Here is a 22,438-nt window from a genome sequence, read left to right as displayed (position 1 = left end):
AAGGCTTGTTCCACGTCTGGACCAATCAGGCCCGCGCAGCTGCCGTGACATGGCAGCGCACAGCGTGGCCCGGCGCAATGGATGAAAGATGCTGCGGCTGCTCACACCCATCCCGCCGCATGGGGCAGCGCGCCGCGAAGCGGCAACCGGCCGGCATGGCATCCAGCGGCGGCACCCGGCCAGGGATGGCGGCTAGATGCTGATCTGCGAGGTCCAGCCGGGGAATCGCCGCAAACAGGGCGCGGGTGTAGGGATGTGCCGGATCGGCGAAGACGGCCCTCACCGGCGCCTCCTCCACCACCTGCCCCGCATACATCACCGCCACCCGATCCGCGATCTGGGCCACCACGCCCATGTTGTGGGTGATGAAGACCACGGCCATGCCGTGGCGCCGCTTCAGGTCATCCATGAGGCCGAGCACCTGCGCCTGAATGGTCACATCCAGCGCGGTGGTCGGCTCATCCGCCAGCAGCACGGCAGGATCGCAGGCCACGGCCAGTGCGATCATCACCCGCTGCCGCATGCCGCCGGAGAACTGGTGCGGAAACTCGCGCAGGCGCTGCGCGGCGGAGGGAATCTTCACCTCCTCGAAAAGCAGCCGGGCACGCTCCAGCGCCTCCTTGCGCGACAGGCCGCGATGGATGCGCAGCACCTCCGCCACCTGGTCACCCACCGTCATCACCGGGTTCAGCGAGGTCATCGGCTCCTGGAAGACCATGCCGATGCGGTCGCCGCGCAGCTTCTCCTTCGCCGCTTCAGGCAGGGCGGCGATATCGGTGCCATCGAGCCGGATGGCCCCGCCGGCCACACGCCCGCCCGGCCCCTGCACCAGCCCCATGATGGACAGGGCCGTGACGCTCTTGCCGCAGCCGCTTTCCCCGACCACGGCGAGGGTTTCATCCCGGGCCACGCGGAGGGAAATTCCGTCCACGGCCGGGTACCAGGAACCATTGATGCGGAACTCGGTCCGCAGCGCCTCGACCTCCAGCGCCGGCCGATGGATCACTTCGCTCATGGAAGGAGCCTCACGAAAACCAGGGCGGCGTCAAGTGCGGTGATGCGGCAGCCCCGCGCCGGTCACGCCACGGGACGAGTTGAACCGGCGTTTTCCATTCATGGCATGAGGCTTGCTGCACCGGGTTGCGGCCCGGGTGCCGGCCTGCGCGAGACGGGCGGCCCGAGCGCGCCAAGAGCCTGGAGCCTCGCCGCCCGTGTTCAAAACCGTCCTGATCGCCAATCGCGGCGAGATCGCCGTCCGCATCGCCCGCACGCTCAAGTCCATGGGCATCCGCAGCGTGGCCGTCCATTCCATGGTGGATCGCAACAGCGCGCATGTCGCCGCGGCAGATGTGGCGGTGGAACTGCCTGGCGCCTCGGCCGCCGATACCTACCTGCGCAGCGATCTCATCATTGCCGCTGCGAAGGCCCAGGGTGCGGAGGCGGTGATCCCTGGCTATGGCTTCCTGGCCGAGAACGCCGATTTCGCCGAGGCCTGCGAAGCGGCCGGCGTCACTTTCGTCGGCCCGACCCCGGCGCAGATGCGCGACTTCGGCCTGAAGCACGCCGCCCGCGCCCTGGCCGAGAAGGCCGGCGTTCCGCTGACCCCCGGCACCGGCCTGCTCGGTAGCCTCGGGGAAGCCCAGGCAGCGGCGGAGCGCCTCGGATTCCCGGTGATGCTCAAGAGCACGGCGGGTGGCGGCGGGATCGGCCTGACGCGCTGCGCCGATGCGACGGAGCTGGAGGCAGCCTGGGAGGCTGTGCAGCGGCTGGCACAGAACTTCTTCAAGGACAGCGGCGTCTTCCTTGAGCGCTGCATCGACGATGCGCGGCATGTCGAAGTGCAGATCTTCGGCGATGGGCGCGGCAAGGTTGTCGCGCTGGGAGAGCGCGACTGCTCCCTGCAGCGCCGCAACCAGAAGGTGGTGGAGGAAACCCCCGCCCCGAACCTGCCCGAAGCAGTGCGCGCCAACCTGCTGGAATCCGCCGCGCGACTTGGTCAGGTGGTCGGCTACCGTTCCGCCGGCACGGTCGAATACATTTATGACCGCGCGCGCGAGGAGTTCTACTTCCTCGAGGTCAACACGCGCCTGCAGGTCGAGCATCCGGTGACGGAAGCCGTCCTCGGCATCGATCTCGTGGAGTGGATGATCCGCACCGCGGCCGGCGAACCACCCGCGCTGGACGTGCTGCCCAGGCCGAAAGGTGCCTCCATCGAGGTTCGCCTGTATGCCGAGGACCCTGCGCATGGCTTCCAGCCTTCCCCCGGCACGCTGACCGAGGTCTCCTTTCCCACCGATGCGCGCGTGGATGGCTGGATTTCCCCCGGCACCGAGGTTTCCCCCTACTACGACCCGATGCTGGCGAAGCTGATCGTTCATGGCGCGAACCGCCCCGAGGCGCTCGCCAGGCTGCGCGCGGCGCTGGATGCCACACGCCTCGGCGGCATCGCCACGAATTTGGACTATCTGCGGCAAGTCGTCGCCTCGCCCGATTTCGCGGCCGGGGACGTCTCCACCCGTGCCCTCTCCCGCTTCGCCTACCATGCCATGGCGGCCGAGGTGCTGGAGCCCGGCACCTTCACCACCGTGCAGGACTGCCCGGGTCGTATCGGCCATTGGGATGTCGGCGTGCCGCCCTCCGGTCCGATGGACGATCTCGCCTTTCGCCTGGGCAACCGCATCGTTGGAAATGGCGCGGATGCGGCGGGGCTGGAATGCACCCTGGCAGGTCCCACCCTGCGCTTCCACACGGACGCGCTGATCGCCCTCACCGGCGCACCCGCCCCCGCCACGCTGGATGGCGAGGAGGTGGATTGGTGGGAGCCGGTGCCGGTAAAGGCCGGGCAGGTCCTGACCATTGGCCGCGCCACCAAGGGCTGCCGCAGCTATCTTGCCGTTCGCGGCGGCTTCGACGTGCCGCTTTATCTCGGCAGCCGTGCCACCTTCGTGCTGGGCCAGTTCGGCGGCCATGCGGGGCGCACCCTGCGCATGGGGGACATGCTGCCCCTCGGCCGGCCTGCGGCCACCGCTCCCGCCCCGGGCGCGGCTCCGGCCGCGCTGGTCCCCTCCTACACGACGGAATGGGAGGTGGGTGTCCTCTACGGCCCGCATGGCGCGCCGGACTTCTTCACGCCGGAATCCATCGAGACCTTCTTCGCCGCCTCCTGGGAGGTGCATTACAACTCCAACCGCCTCGGCATTCGCCTGATCGGTCCCAAGCCCTCCTGGACGCGCAGCGACGGCGGGGAGGCCGGGCTGCATCCTTCCAATGTGCATGACTGCGAGTATGCGCTCGGCAGCGTGAACTTCACCGGCGACATGCCGGTGATCCTGACGCGCGACGGCCCCAGCCTTGGCGGCTTCGTCTGCCCTGTGACCATCGCCAAGGCAGAGCTGTGGAAGGTCGGCCAGGCCAAGCCCGGCGACCGTATCCGCTTCAGCCCTATCCCATTCGACACCGCCCTCGCACTGGAGAAGGCGCAGGACGCCGCCATCCTCTCTCTCACGGCACCTGATCCCGTGCCGATGCCAGCTCCGGATCTGCAGCCCGCCAACACCGTCTCCGCTTGCGTGCTGGCCGAACTGCCGCCGGAAGGCGACCGCCCCGAGGTTGCCTATCGCCAGGCCGGCGACCGGTACATCCTGCTGGAATACGGACAGCCGATCCTCGACCTGCGCTTCCGTTTCCGCGTGCATGCCCTGATGGAGGCGCTGAAGGCGGATCCGGTGCCGGGCATTCTCGAACTCTCACCCGGTGTGCGTTCCCTGCAGATCAACTACGACAGCCGTGTCCTCCATCAGCGCGCCCTGCTCGATGCGTTGATCGCCCTTGAAGCGAATCTGCCGCCCGCGGCGGCGATGAAGGTGAAGACCCGCGTCATCCACCTGCCCATGGCCTTCGAGGACAGTGCCACACTGGGTGCCGTGGACCGCTACCGCGAGACAGTGCGCCCCAGCGCGCCCTGGTTGCCGAACAACGTGGATTTCATCCAGCGCATCAACGGTCTGGAGAGCCGTGAGGCGGTGAAGGACACGATCTTCTCCGCAAGCTACATGGTGCTCGGCCTCGGCGACGTCTATCTCGGCGCACCCTGCGCGGTGCCCGTCGATCCACGGCACCGGCTGCTGACGAGCAAGTACAATCCAGCCCGCACCTTCACAGCGGAAGGCACGGTGGGCATCGGCGGCGTCTATATGTGCATCTATGGCATGGACAGCCCGGGCGGCTACCAACTCGTCGGCCGCACCCTGCCGATCTGGAACAAGTTCCTGAAGAACGATGTCTTCGCGCCTGGCGAGCCCTGGCTGCTGCGCTTCTTCGATCAGGTCCGCTTCGATGAGGTGAGCGAGGTGGAACTCGACCGCCTGCGCGACGACTTCCGCGAGGGCCGCGCCACCATCCGGATCGATGAGGAGATTTTCGACCTCGGCGCGCATGAGGCCTTCCTGGCTAGGGAGGCCGACAGCATCGCCGCCTTCAAGGCCCGCCAGGCCATCGCCTTCGAGCAGGAGGTGGCGCGCTGGAAGGAAGAGGATGTGCAGCCTGCCGCCGAAGCGATGGACGCGCCAGAGCAGGTGGAGATGGACGGGCAGAAAGTGGCCGCCGATATTCATGGCAGCGTTTGGAAGGTGCTGGTTGAGGAAGGCCAATCCGTCGAGGCTGGAGATGCCGTGGTGATCCTGGAGGCGATGAAGACCGAGCTTTGCATCTCGGCTCCCATCAGTGGCACCATCCGTAGCATCCGCTGCCGCAAGGGGCATCCGGTGGCAGCAGGTGAGACGTTGCTGGTCATGGAACAAGCTTGAGGAAGCGGCTCCTTCATCATCGCCGCCGCAAGCATGCGTGCTTGCTTGCATGCCACGGTGCGCGTCACGATAAATTGCCGCGATGCCACGATGTGACAGGCGCGGCGATGCTGCGCTTCACCCAGCACATCATCTTGCATGATCGCACTATGTCGGACGTCTTGGTCCGCAGGTTTCCGCCACGCGCGGCAGCGCCGCATCATGCGTGGAACCGGCAACACCTCGCGCTCCGCGGCACCTTGCGTTAAGTTAGGCGAAAATAAGGCAGATGTTGCGGCATGGGATCGTCCACAGTCCAAAGGGTTACACTGGCCCAGCGTTAAGGAGATACTGAATAGCGTGCTGGATTCGATGCAGACTTCCCCCATCGCCCACTTCCATCTTTCACCCAGGCTCAACCGGCTTTCGCATGCAACGCTCCGCGCCATTGCACCTGGCGTGCGAAGGCCGGGCTTTGATCCGGCCTCACTTGGGCGGGGAATTCTGCATCTCGGCTGCGGCGCGTTTCACCGTGGCCATCAGGCCATCGCGACACAGCGCGCCATCGAGGCGGAAGGTGCGAACGGACACCGCTGGGGCATCGCATCGGCCAGCATGACGCGCCGGACCACGCCGGACCAGTTGCGGCCGCAGGACGGACTCTACACGCTGATCGAGCGGAGCGAGGCGGGCCTGAAGGCCGAGATCGTGGGCTCCCTCCGCGAGGTTCTGCATGGACCTTCCGATCCGCGCGGTCTGCCGGCCCGCATCGCGGATCCCGAGACGCGGATTGTCACCCTCACCATCACGGCGGCGGGCCATCTTCTGGAACCCTCAAGCGGGCGCCTGCAGGTGGATCACGCCGATATCCTGCACGACCTGAACCATCCGGATCGCCCCAGAAGCGCCGTCGGCACCATTGCCTACGGGCTGGATTGGGTGCGGCGTCAGGGGGGCCCTCCACCGGTCATCCTGAGTTGCGACAATGTCTCCGCGAATGGCCGGACGCTTCGCCAGGCGGTGCTGGATTTCGCCGGCCTGCTAAACGACAAGCTTGCCGGCTGGATCGCGTATAATGTCCGTTTCCCGAACACGATGGTGGACCGGATCGTTCCCGCCACCACCGACGCCGATCGCCGTGATGCCGCGCGCCTCCTGGGCCTGCGCGACGCCGCGCCGGTTTCGGTGGAGCCCTTCCTGCAATGGGTCATCGAGGAGTTCGATGGGCCACGCCCACTCTGGGAAGAGGCGGGCGCGCGCTTCGTCGCCGATGTCGAATCCTTTAAAGTCGCCAAGCTGCGCCTGCTGAACGGCACGCATATGCTGCTGGCCTATCTCGGCGCCCTCGCCGGCTACAGGACCATTGCGGACACGGTGGCGGATCCGCTGTTCCGCCAGTTCGCCGAGGCCTTCATGCTGCGGGAGCAGGGCCCGACCGTGGATTTCAACCTCGCCGAGCGGCGTGCCTATGTCACTCAACTCCTGCAGCGGCTACACAATCCGGCCATCCGGCACGAGGTGGGGCGGGTCGGGCGGAACGGCTCGGTGAAGCTGGCCACACGGCTCATGCGGCCACTTCGCGAGAACCTGCTGGCGGGGCGCACCGGCCCCTGCACGATCCTGGGCATCGCCGCCTGGATCCGCGGCTTCGCGCTGCGTGACACGAGCGGCACGCAGGTGCATCTGATCGACCCGAGCAAGGACCAGATGAAGGACCTTTGCGAGGAAACCGGTGAGGACCATGCCCTCCAGGCGGTATCTTTCCTTCGCCTCGAGGAGGTGTTCGGCCCGGAGCTACCGAATCATGACGAGGTGGTCGCGGAGCTTGCCCAGGCGCTGCGTGACCTGCACCTGCATCCCGTGCGCGACGTCGTGCGGTCGCGCCTTGCCCTGGCGGCCTGAGAGGCAGCCAGGGTAGCGGCCCGTCAGGCCGTCGCCGTGGCGTTTTCCTCGAGGAAACGGATCACGTCGTGTAGGTCCTGCACGACGCGATGCGCCGTCCCGCGCATCTCCTCAGTGGGATCCAGCAGGTCCGGCACCATGATGACCCGCATGCCCGCTGCATGTGCGGCCCGGACACCATTGTAGGAATCCTCGAGCACCAGGCAGGCCGCGGGCGCGACGCCGAGCAATTCGGCCGCCTTCAGGAAGGGATCAGGGTTCGGCTTCCCGCGCGCAACGTCGTCGCGCGTCACAATATGCGCGAAGCGCTGCGCGATGCCGACGAGGCCGAGATGATGCTCCGTGCGTGCGCGGCTCGATGAGGTGGCGATCGCACGCCGGATGCCCCGCCTGTCGAGATCGTCCAGCAACTCGACCACGCCCTTTTTCATCGTCATCCTGCCGGTATCGACCAGGGCGCGGAGATGTTCCTCCTGCGTCTCGAAATAGCGGGCCAGCGGGAACTCCGCGCCATACTTCTCCACGACCAGTGCGCGGCAGCGGTCCGCGGGTGCGCCAATCATAAGGTGGCAGAACTCGCGTGGCATGTCATAGCCAAGGGCGTCGCCGGCAGTGACCAACGCATCCATCGCCAGCGTTTCGGTGTCGAGCAGAAGCCCGTCCATGTCGAAGATCACGGCCTCGATCGGTTGCGTGTCCTGTGCGTCGACAGTCATCAACTCTCCTTTCCGGGATGAGGGCGGCCTTGAAGCATGAATGCGGTCACCGACAAAATTTTGGGGCAGATGGTGCCTCTCTCATTAAAGATCGAGGCGGGAACGCGATCTTCTTCAATCCGCTGCTGCCGTTTACGCCGAACGGGCGCCAAGCCCGGTTGCATAGGCAGGGGGAGGAATATGGCGCCAAGCCTCGCGCCGCAACGGCGCCTCGCCCGCTGGCGTTCACAGACCAGCCAGACCCCTCGGGAGAACGCCCATGTCAGACGATCAAGCGCCCAATGCCGTTCCCGTGCCTGCATCGGGAACGCCGCGCCCCGGCGATGAAACCAAGCCTCAAGCAGGGCAGACCGCGGAGAACAACTGCCCGGCCTGCGGCGGCTCCGGAAAGCTGGAGGGCAAGGCCTGCCCCAGTTGCGAGGGAACCGGGATGGTGACGGTCACGGTCGGGGACGCCTGAGCTTCGCGCCGTAACATCCTCGTCAGCCAGTTCGGGCGAACCCGGATTATCCCACCGGAACGCCGCACGGCGGGTGACGGAACCTCCACCCTGACGCAAACTGCGGCGAACCGGCCCTGAACGAGGCCGACCAGGAGACAGGTCCATGCTTACCCGACGCGGCCTTGGCGGCCGAACTGCCACCCTCGCCCTTTCCGCCGCCGGGCTCTCCCTCGCCCGCCCGGCCCTGGCCGCTTTTCCGGACCGGCCGATCACCATCATTGTTCCCTTCGCCCCAGGCGGCGCCAACGACTTGGCAGGTCGCCTGCTCGCCGACCGAATGGGACCGCTGCTGACCCCCGAGGGCCGTGCCCTGGTGGAGAACCGGCCCGGCGCGGGCAGCGCCCTGGGCGCGGATTACGTCCGCCGCGCGCGGCCGGATGGCTACACGCTCCTGGTCGGCTCGGCCTCCACCATGGCTGTCGCTCCGGCCTCCGGTGCCGCCGCCGCGCGCTACCACCCCACCAAGGACTTCACGCCGATCACCATCGTCGGCACCAGCCCACTGGCCGTGGTGGTGCCCGCCAATTCCGGCATCACCAGTCTGCAGCAACTGGTGGACAAGCTGCGGGCGGAGCCCGGGCGGATCGGCTATGCCAGCTCCGGCGTCGGCGGCGTGTCGCATCTGGGGGCGGACTACCTGGCGAATCTGGCGGGTACCAGCGCCCAGCACGTGCCCTATCGCGGCGGCTCGCAGACGGCCGAATCCCTTATTAAGGGAGAGACCCTATATGCCGTGGACCAGCTCGGCTCCGTGGTGGGGCAGGTGCGTGATGGCGCGCTGCGCCTGCTGGCGGTCACCACCCGTAAGCGCGACCCGAACTTCCCCGACGTGCCCACCGTCGCCGAAGCCGTCCTGCCCGATTACGAGCTGACCACCTGGACTGTGATGGCAGGCCCCAAGGACCTGCCGGACGACATCGCGCAGGCCCTCAGCAAGGCCGCTAACGCCGCCCTGGCGGAACCCCGCGTGCGGGAGCGGCTGGAGAGCACGGGCACCACGCCGATGCTGGACAGCACCCCCGCCTCCACCCGCGCCTTCCTGGATCGCGAGTTCATGCTCTACTCGCGCATCGTCGAGCGCATCGGGCTGCGGCTGGACTGAACCTCCTGGCCACGGGCGGATTCATCCATCCCCCGTCTTGCGGCGGCGGCCTGCATCGGCTGGATTGCCGAGGCAGCCGCCGGAGACGAATCATGACCGCATGGGCCAGGGAAAGCGGACGATACGCGCTGGGTGACCTGCCCGTGCAGAAGGGCGGCACCATCGCCGGCGCGACCCTGAACTGGCAGGCACACGGTACCCTCTCGCCGGCGCGCGACAACGTCATCCTTTATCCCACCAGCTACAGCGCGACGACGCCGGAACTGGAATGGCTGATCGGGCCGGATGGCGTGCTGGACCCGACGCGTTGGTTCATCGTGCAGATCGACATGTTCGGCAACGGTCTCTCCTCCAGCCCTTCCGATACGCCGGATTACCCCGCCCTCGTCACCGCGCATGACAACGTGCAGGCCCAGCGCCGCCTGCTGCGGGACGTGTTCGGCATTGAGCGGCTACGCGCCGTCTATGGCTGGTCCATGGGCGCGCAGCAGGCCTATCACTGGGCGGCGCTGCTTCCGGATGCGGTGGAGGCGGTGTTTATCAACTGCGGCAGCGCCCGCACGGCCGTGCACAACCAGGTCTTCCTGCGCGCCCAGATGGCCATCCTGGAAGCCGCGCCGGAATATCGCGGCAATGGCCGCTTCTCCGCCCAGCCCATGGCCGCCATCCGCGCCTTCGGTCGCAACTATGCCGGCCATGCGATGAGCCAGGACTTCTACCGGGCCGGGCTGCACCTCACCCCCGCCACGCCGGACCTCGAATCCTATCTGCGCGGCTGGGAGGCCCGGTACAGCCAGAAGAAGGCGGAGAACCTGCTGGCCCAGATGCGCTGCTGGAATGCGGGCGACATCAGCGACAACCCGACCCATGGGGGAGACCTGCAGGCGGCGCTCCGTGCCATCAACGCCCGCGTGCTGCTAATGCCGGGCGCGACCGACATCTACTTCCGCGTGGCCGATAACCAAGCCGAGCTGCCCTTCCTGCGGACGGCGGAACTTCGCCCCATCCCCAGCATCTGGGGCCACCGTGCCGGCAATCCGGTGGACAACGTCACCGACACCGCCTTTCTGCGGCGCAGCGTGGATGAATGGCTCGCCTGATCAGGCGCTCGGCGGCGCGGTGATCCCGGCGACGAGGAAGTCCGTCAGCCGCCGCACCACCTCTTCCGTGTCTTCGGTGGTGAAGCGGCCTTCCGACACATCGGCAAGCCGGTCGAAGCCCGACAGCATGTAGAGATAAGTGCCGACGGCGAACATCATCCGCCAATGCGCATCCGCGGTGTCGAGCCCCGGCACCGCCTTCTCCAGCGCGGCAATGTAGTTGCGCGTGGAATGGTCATAGACCTCGCGGCGCAGCCGCAGCGCCAATTCATCCGGCTCATGGTGCAGCCGGGCCTGCATCCGCACGAAGGCCATGGCCTGCGGCCCTTCCCGGCGCAGCGCGAATTGCGGCGTCAGATAGGCCGTAATCAACTCCCGCGCCGTCGGGGGATCGGGCTTGGCCAGCAGCACGTCCAGCAGCGCCTGCCGCTCGCGCGAAACCTCCAGGCCGCGGCGTTTGAACAGCGTCTCGAACAGGCCCTGCTTGCTGCCGAAGTAGTAGATGATCAGCGCCTGCGTCACATCAGCCTGCTCCGCGATCTCGCGCAGCGAGGCGGCGACATAGCCGTGCGCGGCGAAGACCTGCGCCGCGACGTTCAGGATGCCATCCTGTGTCGAAACGCCGTCCGGGTCGGCCGGGCGGCGGCCGATCCTGCGGCGCGGGACCTTCGCCGCGGCGCCGGCCATGGTCAGGCCGCCACGCGGGCAGGCTCGATCAGCGGCACGTTGAACACGTCATAGCCGAAGACCCAGCCGGGATCCTCGTTCTCGCGCAGCCAGGTGTTGTCGTGAGACACCTTCTGCACGCGGGAGGCCCGCTCGATCCGGTTGGCGCGGTACAGGGCGAAGGTCGTCTCGAAATCCTCCGCGCCGACCTCCTTGAAGCAGCGGGCCAGCATCGCCGCGTCCTCGATCGCCATGGCCGCGCCCTGCGCCATATGCGGCTTCATCGGATGGCAGGCATCGCCCAGCATCACCAGCCGACCACGGCTCCAGAGCGGCAGCGGGTCGCGCTCCAGCAGCGGCCATTTGGTGATGTCTGAACAGGCATCGATCAAAGACTGCACCATGGGGTGGTAGCCGGCGAAGGCCTCGTACATCTCCTCCTGGCTGCTCTGCACCCAGGCCTTGCTCATGTCCCACTCGGCCTGCGGCACGCCGGTGACGTAGTAGTATTCGTCCTGCTTCTCGGTGACGAAATACACCATCATGTGCCGGTCCTCGGACCACCACTTCACGCAGGGGTCGAAGGCCATGTTGTATTTGGCCAGGGCGGAGGCCGGGAACACCGCCCGATGCGCGACATAGCCTGTGTAGCGCGGCGCCTCCGCGCCCAGCATGTGCTCGCGCATGACCGAGTTCACGCCATCGGCGCCGATTACGATATCGGCCTTGGCCGTTGTGCCATCGGCGAAGCGCAGCAGCACCTCCTGCCCGCTGTCATCGATTGCCGTCAGGCGCTTGTCGTATTGGATCCCACCGGAGGGTACGGCATCGACCATCAGCTGGTGGAAATCGCCGCGATGCACCGTGAGATAGGCGGCGCCATAGGTCTTGCGGGCATAATCGCCCAGAGGAATCTCCGACAGCAGCGCGCCGTCGTTCCAGTTGCGGCTGTGCCAGAAATCCGGATGCGAGCCCATCACCTCCATCCGCTGCTCCAGCCCCAGCCGGCGCATGATCTTCATCACGTTGGGCCCGACATGGATGCCAGCGCCCAGTCGGGAGAAGGCGGGCGCCTGCTCATAGAGCGTGGACTCGAAACCCTCCTGCCGGAGCAGCAAGGCGGCGGCGATACCGCCCAGGCCGGCTCCGACGATCGCGATGCGGGGCTTGCTCATGATCCGATCTCCTGCGCGCCGAATCTTATTTAACTACACGTTTAGTTAGATGAAAGCACGATCTTCAGTGGCCGGACGCCTTGCGTATCCGCGCGATGCTCCCGGGCAGGTTGGTCCAGGCCGCGCGGCCAGGCGCGAAATTCGTGCGGATGAAGCCCACGAGGCTCTCGATCTGCCGGTCGCTGAGGCTGTCGCGGAAGCCCGGCATTTCGCCATGACCCGGGATAGGCGGCTTTATGCCGTCCAGGATCACGCGCAGCAGGTTGTCCGGCCGGTCGCTGTGGACATTGCTGTTCAGCGCCAGCACCACCTCGGGTCCTTCCTGTGCCCCGCCGCCATGGCAGGCGCCGCAGGCCCCCTGGAACAGCCGCGCCCCTTCGCTGGCACCCTGCCTGGGGGCGATGGCCGCCGCCTGCTCCAACCGCGTCGCCAGGGCCGATGCGTTCTCCGCCACCGGATTCAACGAGGCGAGGTAATGCGCCATGGCACGGATATCGGAATCCGGCAGGGCCTGCAGATCCGCCACCACCGGCGCCATCGACCCTGCCGCCACGCCATGCCGGGGTGAATGGCCGGTGCGCAGGTAGTCGAAGAAATCCGCCTCTGTCCACGGCACGGGAGCTCGGGACAGGGCGTTCAGCGCCGGCGCCTCCCATCCCTCCACCATCGCCCCCGCGAAAGTGGCGGCACCACCTTTCTCAGCACCCAGCGCGTTGCGCGGCGTGTGGCAGGCACCGCAATGCCCCAGCGCATTCACGAGGTAATTGCCCCTGTTCCATTCGGCCGAGCGCGCCGGGTCCGGCTCCATCGCTCCAGGGCGGTGGAAGAGCAGGTTCCATCCCGCCAGCAACGGCCGGATATTGTAAGGGAAGGCCAGTTTCGTCTCCGGCGTCACGGAGCGCACCGGCGCCTGCGCCATGAGATAGGCGTAGAGGGCCAGCAGGTCCTCATCCGTCATCTTCGTATAGGCTGTGTAGGGGAAGGCCGGGTACAGGTGCCGCCCATCCCGCGCAATGCCCTGGCGCATGGCGCGCTCGAAGGCGGCGAAGGAATAGGCACCGATCCCGGTTTCGACATCCGGTGTGAGATTCGTCGACCAGACCGTCCCGAAGGGGGTGCCCAGTGCAAGCCCGCCAGTGCTCGGCGCGCCACCGGGCGCGGTATGGCACACGGCGCAATCCCCGGCGGCCGCCAGCATCCGCCCCCGCTCGATCTGCGTGGCGGAAAACACATCCGGCCCCGGCGGCTTCGCGGGCGCCATGGCGGAGGCCCAGCCCAGCGCCGCCCCGGCCGCCACCACCATCCCGCCCGCCAACCCGCCAAAGCCCGCGAACCAGCGCCGCCGCTCCCGCTTCGCCTCCGCCTGCACCACCGGCTGCAACCCGGCCCGGATCACCTCGGGCGTGAAGGGCACGCTTCGGAAGCGGACACCCGTCGCATCGAAGATGGCATTGGCAATGGCTGCCGCGCTCGGCACAGAAGCAGACTCACCCGAGCCCAGCGGCGGCTCCTCCGGCTGCGGCATCAGCATCACATCGATCTCCGGCACCTCCCGGAAATCGAGGATTGGATAGCCGCCCCATTCCTGGCTGGCGACCAGCCCCTTCTCAAAGGAGACACGCTCCTTCAGCACCCGGCTGGTGGCCTGGATGACATTGCCATGGACCTGGTGCCGCACCCCATCAGGGTTGATCATCAGCCCCGCATCATGGCCGGTGACGATGCGCGTGGCCGTCACCTCGCCGGTGCGCTTGTTCACCTCCACCTCGGCCACCCAGGCCGCCCAGGCTGCGCCATAGCCGGGGAACTTGCTGTGGACGTAAAGCGCATAGGCGAAGCCCTGCCCACGCAGGATGTCGCCCTCGCCCTTCATGCGCGGGCCGGTGCGCCTCTCCCACCCGGCACGCTCCGCCACCGCACGCACGAGGTCGATGGCGCGCGGGTCCTTCAGGTAGCGCAGCCGATACTCCACCGGATCGACGCCCGCCTCCGCCGCGCATTCGTCGATATAGGACTCATGCGCGAAAGTGCTGGGCAGCGAGGATACGCCCCGCATCCAGGAGGCACGCACGATCGGCGCCATGTCCTCCACGGCGATGCGCATGGCCGAATAGTCATAAGGCGGGATCGCGGTGCGGTCGCCCATCTGCAGCACCGCCGGCTCGGGCGGCACCACGCCCGTCAGCAGCAACCCGAGCAGCGGCGCATCATTCGACGGATAGCGCGACACGAAGTCATAGGCCGCGACGCCCCCGGCCATATCCAGCCCGCCATCCACATCGATCAGCTGCGCCGAGCCCTTCGGCTCCCACAGATGCTCCTGCTCCCGCGTCAGCTGCACCCGAACCGGCCGGCCCACGGCGCGGGAGAGCAGCGCCGCATCGCCGCACACGTCATCCGCACAGTTGCGGCCATAGCAGCCGGCTGCCTCCATGCGCGTGATCTGGATGCGAGCTTCCGGCATATTCATGAGCTGCGCCAGCGCCGTGCGCAGCATGTGTGGGTTCTGCGTGCCCGACCACAGCCGCAGCCGCCCCTCCGCGCAATCCGCCACCGCGCAGGACGGCCCGATGGAGCCATGCATCTGGTAAGGCCAGGAATAGGTCCGCGTCAGCCGCTTCGCCGAACCCGCGAGAGCCGCATCCACATCCCCCGTGTCCTTCAGCACGCGCCGCGTGGAGGGATTGAGCCGCAGCGCCTGCTCCACATCATCCAGGCTGGCCGGCGCGGAGAAGGCCTTCCAGGCCACCCGCAGGTCACGGGCCGCACGGGCCGCCTCCTCCTCTCGCTCCGCCACCACGCCGATGAAGTCGCCGATGACGACAACATCCACCAGGCCAGGGATATGGGAAACCGAATCCCGCTCCACCGAAAGCAGGCTGCTGCCCACGAAGGCACCGCCATCCAATCCGGAATAAGGCGGCCGCACGACACGCCCATGCAGCATGCCCGGCACGCGCATGTCATGCACGAAGGTCAGCCCGCCCGTGGCCTTGGCCGGAATATCCACACGCGGCACGGGCTTGCCGACGATCCGGTAGGCTTCCACCGGCTTCAGTGGCGCGGCGCCGCTCAGCGGCACGATCTCCCGCGCGCCTTGCAGCAACTCGCCGTAGGACACTGCCCGCCCATCCGGCGCCGAGACAACGCCCTCGGAAACGGACAGTGCATCGCTTCCCAGCCGCGCCGCCGCCCGCGCCAGCAAGGCCCACCGCGCCTCCGCCGCCGCCTGCCGCAGCGGCACGGCGGAAATCTGGATAGTCTCGCTGGCGATGGTCGGACCCTGATCCGGCGCGCGCTCGGTGTCACCGAGCACCATCGTCACGGCATCCAGCCGGACATCCAGCTCCTCCGCCACGATCTGCGCCAGCGCCGTGCGGATGCCCGTGCCGAGATCCACATGGCCGTTGAAGGCGGCGACGCTGCCGTCGTCGAACACCGCGACGAAGACATCCTCCTCGTCCCGCTCATTGGCCGCGGGATCCGTTCCTGGTGTCGGCGGACGCTTGCGGGTGATGGCCAGCACGCCGTCCTGGCGCAGCACCTCCTGCCGCGAAAGCTCCCGCTGCGCGCGGGGCGTCATGCCGCGCGCTCCGCCACGGCCCGGCGCACTGCGGCCAGAATCTCCATATGCGTGCCGCAGCGGCAGAGATTAAAGGCCAGCGCCTCCCGGATCTGCGCCTCGCTCGGGCTCGGGTTACGCTCCAGCAAGGCCACTGTCGTCATGATCATGCCGTTCAGACAGTAGCCGCATTGCGCGCCCTGCTCCGCGATGAAGGCAGCCTGAACGGAATGCGGGGCCTCGATCGTGCCCAGCCCTTCTAGCGTGGTCACCTGCCGCTCCTCGGCACGCGAAACGGGCAGCACACAGGACCGCACTGCCTTCCCGTCCAGAAGCACCGTGCAAGCGCCGCATTCCCCCAGACCGCAGCCATATTTCGGCCCGTTCAGCTCCAGGTCGTTCCGCAGCACCAGCAGCAGGGGCGCCGAGGGATCGAGTTGCAGCACATGCCGCTGCCCGTTCACCATCAGCGCAATGTCCCGCGGTGCCGGCATCACACCGCCAGATACTGGGTGCGCGCCGCCTCATCGGCTCGAAGCGCCGCCATGGTACCGGACCAGACCACGCGGCCCTTCTCCACCACTGTCGCACTGTCAGCCACGCCGCCGGCGAAATGCAGGTTCTGCTCGGCCAGCAGGATGGTCAGCCCTTCGGCCTTCAGGGCGAGGATGGCATTCGCCATCTGCTCCACGATCACCGGCGCCAGCCCTTCACTCGGCTCATCAAGCAGCACCAGGCGCGGATTGCCCATCAGCGTGCGGGCGATGGTCAGCATCTGCTGCTCGCCGCCGCTCATCCGTCCACCCGGCCGGTCCCGCATCCGCCCCAGGTTCGGAAACAGCTCGAACAGTCGCTCCGGCGTCCAGGGCCGCATCGATCCCCGCGCGGGCTGTTTCCCGACCTCGAGATTCTCCATCACCGTCAGGTCGGCGAAGACCCGCCGATCCTCAGGCACATAGCCAAGGCCCCGACGCGCGATCCGGTGCGGCTCCTCGCCCGCAATCTCATGCCCGTCGAAGACGATCCGCCCGCTGCTCGGCCGCACCAGCCCGATGATGGACTTCATCGTGGTGCTCTTGCCCGCGCCGTTGCGGCCCAGCAGCACCATCACCTCGCCCGCGCCAATCTCCAGCGCCATGCCCTGCAGGATATGCGCCCGGCCGTAATGCGTGTTCAGTTCCTCGACGGACAGCATCTCAATGCCCCCCGCTCGTGGCACCGGTGCCGAGATAGATCTCGCGCACCGCCGGATTGGTACGGATGGAAGCCCCGTCCCCTTCGGCGATCAGCGTGCCGCGATTCAGCACCAGGATGCGGTCGGAAACGTCGAAGACCACATCCATGTCATGCTCGGTGAACAGCACCGCCACGCCGCGCTCCGTCGCCAGCTTGCGCGTCAGCTGCATCAGCCCCACGCGTTCCGCAGGCGCCATGCCGGCGGTCGGCTCATCCATCAGCAGCAGGCGCGGTGCGTTGCCGAGCGCGATCGCCAGTTCCAGCCGCTTCAAGTCGCCATAGGCCAGCACGCCCGTTGCACGGTCCGCCTGCGCCTCCAGCCCCACCTGGGCCAGCAGCGCATCCGCTTCATCGGCATAGCGCCCCGCCACGGGCCGCCAGAACTGCCAGATCTTCCCCCGGTGGGAGAGCAGCGCCATCTGCACATTCTCCCGCACCGTCATCGATCCGAAGGTGGCGGTGATCTGGAAGGTGCGCCCCACCCCGTGCCGTGAAATGGCGCGTGGCCCGAGGCCGGTGATTGGCTTGCCGTCCAGCACGACGGAACCGGCATCCGGCGGCATCTGCCCGCCCACCATGTTGAAGCAGGTGGACTTGCCCGCGCCATTTGGCCCAATCAGCGCCAGCATCTCCCCCGGCGCGACGGCGAAGGAGACATCCCCCACCGCCTGCACGCCGCCGAAGGACTTGCTCAGCCCCTGCACGACGAGGACGCTCATGCCTCGCGCCCTCGCAGCCACAGCCGCCGCGCGGCACCGGCGATGCCTTCCGGGAAGGCGACGACCAGCAGCACGATCACGGCGCCCAGCACCAGCCGCCACAGGTCTGTGGAGCGCATGAGGATGTCGGCCAGGCCGGTATAGACCAGCGCACCGATGATCGGCCCCGCGATGGTCTGCAACCCACCCAGCAGCACCATCAGCAGCGCCTCCACCGAGTGGGAGATGGTGATGTAGGTGGGGAAGATGCTGCCCTTGCCATAGGAGAACAGCGCACCCGACAGCCCGCAGGCCGCGCCGGCGATCACGATGGCCGCCATCCGCAGCCAGCCCACATTCAGCCCGATGGCGCGCGCCCTGGTGGCCGAATCCCGCACCGCCCGCAGCGCATAGCCATAGGGCGCGTAAAGCGCGCGACGCAACAGCAGGGCCACCGCAACGGTCAGCGCCAGAGCCACCCAGTAGAAAACCCTCTCGTCGCGCGCCCATTCCGGCCGCACCAGACCAAGCATCCCGTTGTCACCGCCGGTCAGTTCCACCCATTGGAAGCAGATCGCCCAGACGATCTGCGCGAAGGCGAGCGTGAGCATGGAGAGATAGACGCCAGAAAGCCGCACCACGAACCAGCCGAACAGCGCCGCGACGATTCCAGCCGCGATGGGCGCTGCCAGCAGCCCGATCGGCATGGGCGCGCCGATCCACTGCATCAGCAGACCGGCGGCATAGGCGCCTATGCCGAACCAGGCCGCATGGCCGAAGCTCGCCATGCCACCCGGCCCCATCATGAAGTGCAGGCTGGTCGCAAAGATCACCGCGACGCAGGCATCCGTTAGAACGGTGAGATAGTAGTCGCCCACGAAGAAGGGCGCGACGATGGCGAGCAGCAGCGTGGCCAGGCTCAGCAGGCGAAGCTCCCGCGGCGCAGGGCGCACGACGGGCGCGGCCACCAACGCCTCCCGCGCATCGGCCTGCGGCCGGCCCATCAGCCCGTTTGGACGGAAGACCAGCACCACGGCCATCACCAGAAAGACCAGCACCAGGGTGCTCTTGGGAATCAGCACGATGCCAAAGGCCTGCAGGATGCCGATCAGCAGGCTGGCCGCGAAGGCGCCCGTCAGGCTGCCCAGCCCTCCGACCACCACCACCACGAAGGCATCGGTGATCACCGCCAGATCGATATGCAGGTTTGCCGAGGCGCTCATGAGCGACAGGGCGCCGCCGAAGCCGGCGAGCCCGGCACCGAGCGCGAAAACGGAGGTGAAGAGCAGCCGCTGATCCACGCCGAGCGCCGCCACCATCTCACGATCCAGCGTCGCGGCGCGCACCAGCGTGCCCCAGCGTGTGCGGTTCATCACGAGCCAGAGCAGCCCCAGCACCACCGGCCCGACAATGATCAGGATCAGGTCCGCCATGGGGAGACGGCTGCCCGCCACGTCGAAAGCGGTGCGCAGCCAGCGAGGCCGCGACAGCGGCAGCTCTACGGGCCCCCAGATCCACAGCGTCACGTCCTGCAGGATCAGCACCACGCCGAAGGTTGCAAGCAGTTGGAACAGTTCCGGCGCGCGATAGACACGGCGCAGCACCACCACCTCCAGCAGCACGCCGATCACCGCGGTGGCCAGCACCGTGGCGATGATCCCCAGCACAAACCATTCCGGCTCGCGCGGCAGCCGCGTCAGGATGCTCCAGCCGATATAGGCGCCGAGCATCATCAGGCTGCCATGCGAGAAGTTCACGATCCGCGTGACGCCGAAGATGATGGTCAGCCCCGAGGCGACCAGGAAAAGCGACGAGGCCCCGGCGAGCCCCGTCAGCAACTGCGGAATGATGCTGTCCATGGGCTCGCCGGGATAGGCGTCAGCTGGCGCTGGCAGGGCGCAGGCCGCGCACGAAGTCGTCGCCCGGCAACAGGTCCTTGCCGTCGATGTAGCGCCAGTCGGTCATCACGCCCTCATTGCGCCGAAGGGCGGTCTTGCCGACGAAGACGCCGAGCGTGCCCTGATGGTCGATCGCGCGGTATTCCGCGGGGCCGACCGGCGTGTCGAAGCGGGCGCCGCGGAAGCCCTCCACCATCTTCTCGATCTCGGTCGAGCCGGCCTTGGTGACGCCGGCGGCGATGGAATTGATCAGCGCGTAGCCCACCAGCGAGCCGCACATCGGCTTCGCGTTGAACTTGGCGCGGTAGGCGGCCGCATAGGCCTTGTGCGCAGGGGTGTCGATGGCCTCGCCCGGATAACCGGTGACGATCCAGCCCTCCGGCGCCTCGTCGCCCAGCGGATCCAGGTATTCCGGCTCGCCCGTCAGCAGGGAGGCGACGCTGCGCTTCTCGAACAGCCCGCGCGTGTTGCCCTGGCGGACGAAGTTGGTCAGGTCCGGCCCGAACAGCACGTTGAAGATGCCGTCCGGCTTCATCTGCTCCAGCGCCTGCACGGTGGCGCCGGCATCCACGCGGCCCAGCGCCGGCCACTGCTCGCCCACGAACTGCACATCCGGGCGCCGGGCCGTGAGCAGCTGCTTGAACCACTTTACGCCGGACTGACCGAATTCGTAGTTCGGGGAGACCGTCACCCAGCGCTTGGCGGGAAGCTTCGCCGCCTCCTCCGCCAGGATCGCGGCCTGCATGTAGGTGCTGGGGCGCAGGCGGAAGGTGTAGCGGTTGCCGCGCTCCCACACCATCGCATCCGTCAGCGGTTCGCCGCCGATATAAAGGCGCTTGTTCTGCGCCGCGTACTCTCCGAGCGCGAGGCCGACATTGGAAAGATAGGCGCCCGCCAGCACATCCACCTTCTGGTCGTTCACCATCTCGCCAGCCAGGCGCACCGCATCCTGCGGGCGGCCGGCGTCGTCGCGCGTGATCAGCTCCAGCTGGCGCCCCAGCACGCCGCCCTTGCCGTTGATCTGCTCCACCGCCAGCTGCATGGCGTTGCGATAGGGCAGAGTGAAGGCCGGGTTGGTGGTGTAGCTGTTGATCTCGCCGATGCGGATCGGCGCCGTCCCCTGCGCACGCAGGAGGCCGGGCAGGGCGAGCGAGCCGGACGCGCCGAGGATCAGGCGCCGTGTCACATGCATGGTGCTACTCCTGGTGATGCGGGAACAGACAGAACGGGCGGGCGCGAGGTCCGGCCCCGCGGTTACTCGGCCGCCATCGCGACCTCATCAAGAACCTTGCCATCCTGGGTCACCGGCACGCCGTCAAGGCGCACGGTGCAGTGGCGCAGCGGAATGTCGATGTGGCAGGGCGTGTTGCGCGTGCCGCCGGCCTCGGTGTTCGGGCCAAGCGAGAACAGGAAGTTCCCGGCAAAGGCGCGCGCATCCATGCCGATCGTCTGCTCCCGGTCATAGAGCGACAGAACCGACCAGCGCGCCCGGTCCTGCAAGCCCCAGCCGATATGCGAGATCGCATAGGCCTCGGGATCCTTGAAGGACTGGATGTAATCCTGCAGCAGCTCGGCATCGAGCCCGCCCTCGACCTTGGTGACGAAACCGTCCTTCACCGTGAGCACGATCTTTTCTTGCACATAGGACTTCTGCGGCAGCAGGATGTCGCCACGGTCGATCACGATGGTCCCGTTCGACTTGCCCTCGTTGGGCCATGTGGCGAGGAAGCCGCTCGGCCAATGGTCCCAGCGCCCCGGCGCATCGACGAAGCCGTATTCCTCCAGCAGCGGGTATTCGCCGAGCGCGCAGCGCAGGTCCGTGCCGGCGGGCGAGGTGACATGCATCTCCTTCGCCGCCTTCAGCTTCTCCGCCGCGGCCTTCACCCGGATCTTGTCCTCCATGGTCGGCACCAGCCGCGCCAGCACCTCGGGCGGTTCCACCGCCAGCAGCATGCGCGTGCCGGATTCCAGAATCTCGCCCTGCTCGGGCGAAAAAAGCAGCAGCATCAGGTCGATCACCAGGTCGCTCGCCTTCAGCGCCGCCATGCCGGCGGGATTCCCCGTCAGCGGCGTGTCGCCCACGAAAGCCAGCGCATCGCGCGAGAGCGACGATTCGCCATTCATCGCCGGCAGGTCCAGGCGGTTCACGATCGCACCCATGCCGCGCGCGGCCACCATGGCGGTGGAAAGCGTCTGCGGATGCGTGCTCGGTCCGGTCAGGACCGTCACCACCTCACCGGATTTCAGCTGGGAGAGGGTGAGAACCTTCTTCCATGCCTCGATCATGTCGAAGTCGCTGATGGCCATCGGCTGTGCCTTTCCGCTGGAACTAACTGAGCGTACAGTTATGAAAGAGGGGCCGGGAAGAGGATTCTTGCCGTCCAGCCGGGCGATCCTAGACGATTTGCACCGTGATCCGCCCATCTTGCATGCATCCGGCAGGACAGGTGACCATTTCCTGTACAGGACGGGGACAGACCGATGGACCAGCATTTCTACGAACCCCGGCTCGGCCACGGCCTGCCGCATGACCCGTTCAAGGCCATTGTTGCTCCCCGCCCCATCGGCTGGATCACCACCGTGGATGCCGATGGCCGCGTGAACCTTGCCCCCTACAGCTTCTTCAACGCCTTCAACTCCAACCCTCCGATCGTTGGCTTCGCCAGCGAGGGCCGGAAGGACAGCCTGCGCAATGTGGAGGCGACGGGCGAATTCGTCTGCAACCTCGCCACCCGCCCTTTGGCCGAGGTGATGAACCGCTGCAGCGCCCCTCTGCCCCAGGGCGAATCGGAAATGGATTTCGCCGGCATCGAGGCCGCGCCCTCCCGCCTTGTGAAGCCGCCGCGCGTCGCCAACACGCCCGCGGCGCTGGAATGCCGCGTGCTGCAGATCGTCGCCATGAAGGACCTGGAGGGGCGGGAGGTGAACACCCACCTCGTCCTCGGCCAGGTGGTCGGCGTGCATATTGACCGCGCCTATCTGAAGGACGGCGTCTTCGACACCAAGAGCGCCCGCCCCATCGGCCGCTGCGGCTATCGCGGCGACTATGCAGAAGCAGGCGAGATGTTCGAGATGATCCGCCCCACCCTCGGCTGAG

The 22,438-nt window shown here is 67.4% G+C and carries 17 protein-coding genes; 6 read left to right on the top strand and 11 right to left on the bottom strand.

Annotated features, from left to right (window positions below; genetic code table 11):
- Positions 1–25: 25 nt before the first annotated feature.
- On the bottom strand, positions 26–1,015 hold the full coding sequence (locus GSE44_RS14825; RefSeq protein WP_201306076.1) for an ABC transporter ATP-binding protein: 990 nt from the start codon (positions 1,013–1,015) through the stop codon (positions 26–28).
- A 196-nt stretch (positions 1,016–1,211) separates the two neighbouring features.
- Between GSE44_RS14825 and uca the strand changes: the two genes are divergently transcribed.
- Both uca and GSE44_RS14815 read left to right on the top strand, forming a co-directional pair.
- Positions 1,212–4,805, top strand: a complete 3,594-nt coding sequence (gene uca / locus GSE44_RS14820) for an urea carboxylase (protein ID WP_159349599.1) — start codon at positions 1,212–1,214, stop codon at positions 4,803–4,805.
- A gap of 351 nt (positions 4,806–5,156) precedes the next feature.
- Positions 5,157–6,686 carry a mannitol dehydrogenase family protein gene (locus tag GSE44_RS14815; RefSeq protein ID WP_159349620.1) on the top strand — a complete coding sequence of 510 codons (1,530 nt, stop codon included), beginning with the start codon at positions 5,157–5,159 and terminating at the stop codon, positions 6,684–6,686.
- Positions 6,687–6,709: 23 nt separating this feature from the next.
- On the opposite strand, the gene GSE44_RS14810 is transcribed toward GSE44_RS14815, so the two are convergent.
- On the bottom strand, positions 6,710–7,402 hold the full coding sequence (locus GSE44_RS14810) for an HAD family hydrolase (protein ID WP_159349598.1): 693 nt from the start codon (positions 7,400–7,402) through the stop codon (positions 6,710–6,712).
- A 259-nt stretch (positions 7,403–7,661) separates the two neighbouring features.
- Between GSE44_RS14810 and GSE44_RS14805 the strand changes: the two genes are divergently transcribed.
- The 3 genes from GSE44_RS14805 to GSE44_RS14795 all read left to right on the top strand — a co-directional run bounded on the left by GSE44_RS14805 (position 7,662) and on the right by GSE44_RS14795 (position 10,106).
- Positions 7,662–7,862, top strand: coding sequence for a hypothetical protein (locus tag GSE44_RS14805; RefSeq protein ID WP_159349597.1), 201 nt, complete (start codon positions 7,662–7,664; stop codon positions 7,860–7,862).
- A gap of 145 nt (positions 7,863–8,007) precedes the next feature.
- Positions 8,008–9,006, top strand: coding sequence for a Bug family tripartite tricarboxylate transporter substrate binding protein (locus GSE44_RS14800; RefSeq protein WP_159349596.1), 999 nt, complete (start codon positions 8,008–8,010; stop codon positions 9,004–9,006).
- A gap of 92 nt (positions 9,007–9,098) precedes the next feature.
- Positions 9,099–10,106, top strand: a complete 1,008-nt coding sequence (locus GSE44_RS14795) for an alpha/beta fold hydrolase (RefSeq protein WP_159349595.1) — start codon at positions 9,099–9,101, stop codon at positions 10,104–10,106.
- On the opposite strand, the gene GSE44_RS14790 is transcribed toward GSE44_RS14795, so the two are convergent.
- The 9 genes from GSE44_RS14790 to GSE44_RS14750 all read right to left on the bottom strand — a co-directional run bounded on the left by GSE44_RS14790 (position 10,107) and on the right by GSE44_RS14750 (position 21,648).
- Positions 10,107–10,793, bottom strand: a complete 687-nt coding sequence (locus GSE44_RS14790) for a TetR family transcriptional regulator (RefSeq protein ID WP_159349594.1) — start codon at positions 10,791–10,793, stop codon at positions 10,107–10,109.
- Positions 10,794–10,795: 2 nt separating this feature from the next.
- Positions 10,796–11,947 (bottom strand): FAD-dependent monooxygenase, encoded by a 1,152-nt coding sequence (locus GSE44_RS14785; RefSeq protein WP_328799083.1) that lies wholly within the window; start codon positions 11,945–11,947, stop codon positions 10,796–10,798.
- 64 nt (positions 11,948–12,011) lie between these two features.
- The gene (locus GSE44_RS14780) at positions 12,012–15,530 is read right to left on the bottom strand and encodes a molybdopterin cofactor-binding domain-containing protein (RefSeq protein WP_159349593.1); all 3,519 of its coding nucleotides are present in this window, start codon (positions 15,528–15,530) and stop codon (positions 12,012–12,014) included.
- Positions 15,527–16,003 carry a (2Fe-2S)-binding protein gene (locus GSE44_RS14775; protein WP_159349592.1) on the bottom strand — a complete coding sequence of 159 codons (477 nt, stop codon included), beginning with the start codon at positions 16,001–16,003 and terminating at the stop codon, positions 15,527–15,529. Before GSE44_RS14775 ends, GSE44_RS14780 begins: the two co-directional genes overlap by 4 nt.
- The gene (locus GSE44_RS14770; protein ID WP_159349591.1) at positions 16,003–16,704 is read right to left on the bottom strand and encodes an ABC transporter ATP-binding protein; all 702 of its coding nucleotides are present in this window, start codon (positions 16,702–16,704) and stop codon (positions 16,003–16,005) included. The genes GSE44_RS14775 and GSE44_RS14770 overlap by 1 nt, the downstream gene beginning before the upstream one ends.
- A 1-nt stretch (position 16,705) precedes the next feature.
- Positions 16,706–17,464 carry an ABC transporter ATP-binding protein gene (locus GSE44_RS14765; RefSeq protein WP_159349590.1) on the bottom strand — a complete coding sequence of 253 codons (759 nt, stop codon included), beginning with the start codon at positions 17,462–17,464 and terminating at the stop codon, positions 16,706–16,708.
- Entirely contained in the window at positions 17,461–19,302 is a 1,842-nt protein-coding gene (locus GSE44_RS14760) for an ABC transporter permease (RefSeq protein ID WP_159349589.1), read from the bottom strand. The genes GSE44_RS14765 and GSE44_RS14760 overlap by 4 nt, the downstream gene beginning before the upstream one ends.
- Before the next feature lie 19 nt (positions 19,303–19,321).
- Positions 19,322–20,533: an ABC transporter substrate-binding protein gene (locus GSE44_RS14755; protein ID WP_159349588.1), complete on the bottom strand. Its 1,212-nt coding sequence runs from the start codon at positions 20,531–20,533 to the stop codon at positions 19,322–19,324.
- A 62-nt stretch (positions 20,534–20,595) separates the two neighbouring features.
- The gene (locus GSE44_RS14750; protein ID WP_159349587.1) at positions 20,596–21,648 is read right to left on the bottom strand and encodes a M29 family metallopeptidase; all 1,053 of its coding nucleotides are present in this window, start codon (positions 21,646–21,648) and stop codon (positions 20,596–20,598) included.
- 174 nt (positions 21,649–21,822) lie between these two features.
- Between GSE44_RS14750 and GSE44_RS14745 the strand changes: the two genes are divergently transcribed.
- Positions 21,823–22,437, top strand: a complete 615-nt coding sequence (locus GSE44_RS14745) for a flavin reductase family protein (RefSeq protein WP_159349586.1) — start codon at positions 21,823–21,825, stop codon at positions 22,435–22,437.
- The last annotated feature ends 1 nt before the right edge of the window (position 22,438 follow it).

This window comes from Muricoccus harenae (assembly GCF_009848505.1).
GTDB classification, from domain to species: domain Bacteria; phylum Pseudomonadota; class Alphaproteobacteria; order Acetobacterales; family Acetobacteraceae; genus Roseomonas; species Roseomonas harenae.
The sequence above is the reverse complement of the archived record's forward strand: the minus strand, read 5'-3'. Positions and strand labels throughout refer to the sequence as shown.

Coding starts and splice junctions, on each gene's coding strand:
- GSE44_RS14825 (WP_201306076.1), bottom strand. CDS start 1,015: ATGAGCGAAGTGATCCATCGGCCGGCGCTGGAGGTCGAGGCGCTGCGG.
- GSE44_RS14815 (WP_159349620.1), top strand. CDS start 5,157: ATGCAGACTTCCCCCATCGCCCACTTCCATCTTTCACCCAGGCTCAAC.
- GSE44_RS14810 (WP_159349598.1), bottom strand. CDS start 7,402: ATGACTGTCGACGCACAGGACACGCAACCGATCGAGGCCGTGATCTTC.
- GSE44_RS14805 (WP_159349597.1), top strand. CDS start 7,662: ATGTCAGACGATCAAGCGCCCAATGCCGTTCCCGTGCCTGCATCGGGA.
- GSE44_RS14800 (WP_159349596.1), top strand. CDS start 8,008: ATGCTTACCCGACGCGGCCTTGGCGGCCGAACTGCCACCCTCGCCCTT.
- GSE44_RS14795 (WP_159349595.1), top strand. CDS start 9,099: ATGACCGCATGGGCCAGGGAAAGCGGACGATACGCGCTGGGTGACCTG.
- GSE44_RS14790 (WP_159349594.1), bottom strand. CDS start 10,793: ATGGCCGGCGCCGCGGCGAAGGTCCCGCGCCGCAGGATCGGCCGCCGC.
- GSE44_RS14785 (WP_328799083.1), bottom strand. CDS start 11,947: ATGAGCAAGCCCCGCATCGCGATCGTCGGAGCCGGCCTGGGCGGTATC.
- GSE44_RS14780 (WP_159349593.1), bottom strand. CDS start 15,530: ATGACGCCCCGCGCGCAGCGGGAGCTTTCGCGGCAGGAGGTGCTGCGC.
- GSE44_RS14775 (WP_159349592.1), bottom strand. CDS start 16,003: ATGCCGGCACCGCGGGACATTGCGCTGATGGTGAACGGGCAGCGGCAT.
- GSE44_RS14770 (WP_159349591.1), bottom strand. CDS start 16,704: ATGCTGTCCGTCGAGGAACTGAACACGCATTACGGCCGGGCGCATATC.
- GSE44_RS14765 (WP_159349590.1), bottom strand. CDS start 17,464: ATGAGCGTCCTCGTCGTGCAGGGGCTGAGCAAGTCCTTCGGCGGCGTG.
- GSE44_RS14760 (WP_159349589.1), bottom strand. CDS start 19,302: ATGGACAGCATCATTCCGCAGTTGCTGACGGGGCTCGCCGGGGCCTCG.
- GSE44_RS14755 (WP_159349588.1), bottom strand. CDS start 20,533: ATGCATGTGACACGGCGCCTGATCCTCGGCGCGTCCGGCTCGCTCGCC.
- GSE44_RS14750 (WP_159349587.1), bottom strand. CDS start 21,648: ATGGCCATCAGCGACTTCGACATGATCGAGGCATGGAAGAAGGTTCTC.
- GSE44_RS14745 (WP_159349586.1), top strand. CDS start 21,823: ATGGACCAGCATTTCTACGAACCCCGGCTCGGCCACGGCCTGCCGCAT.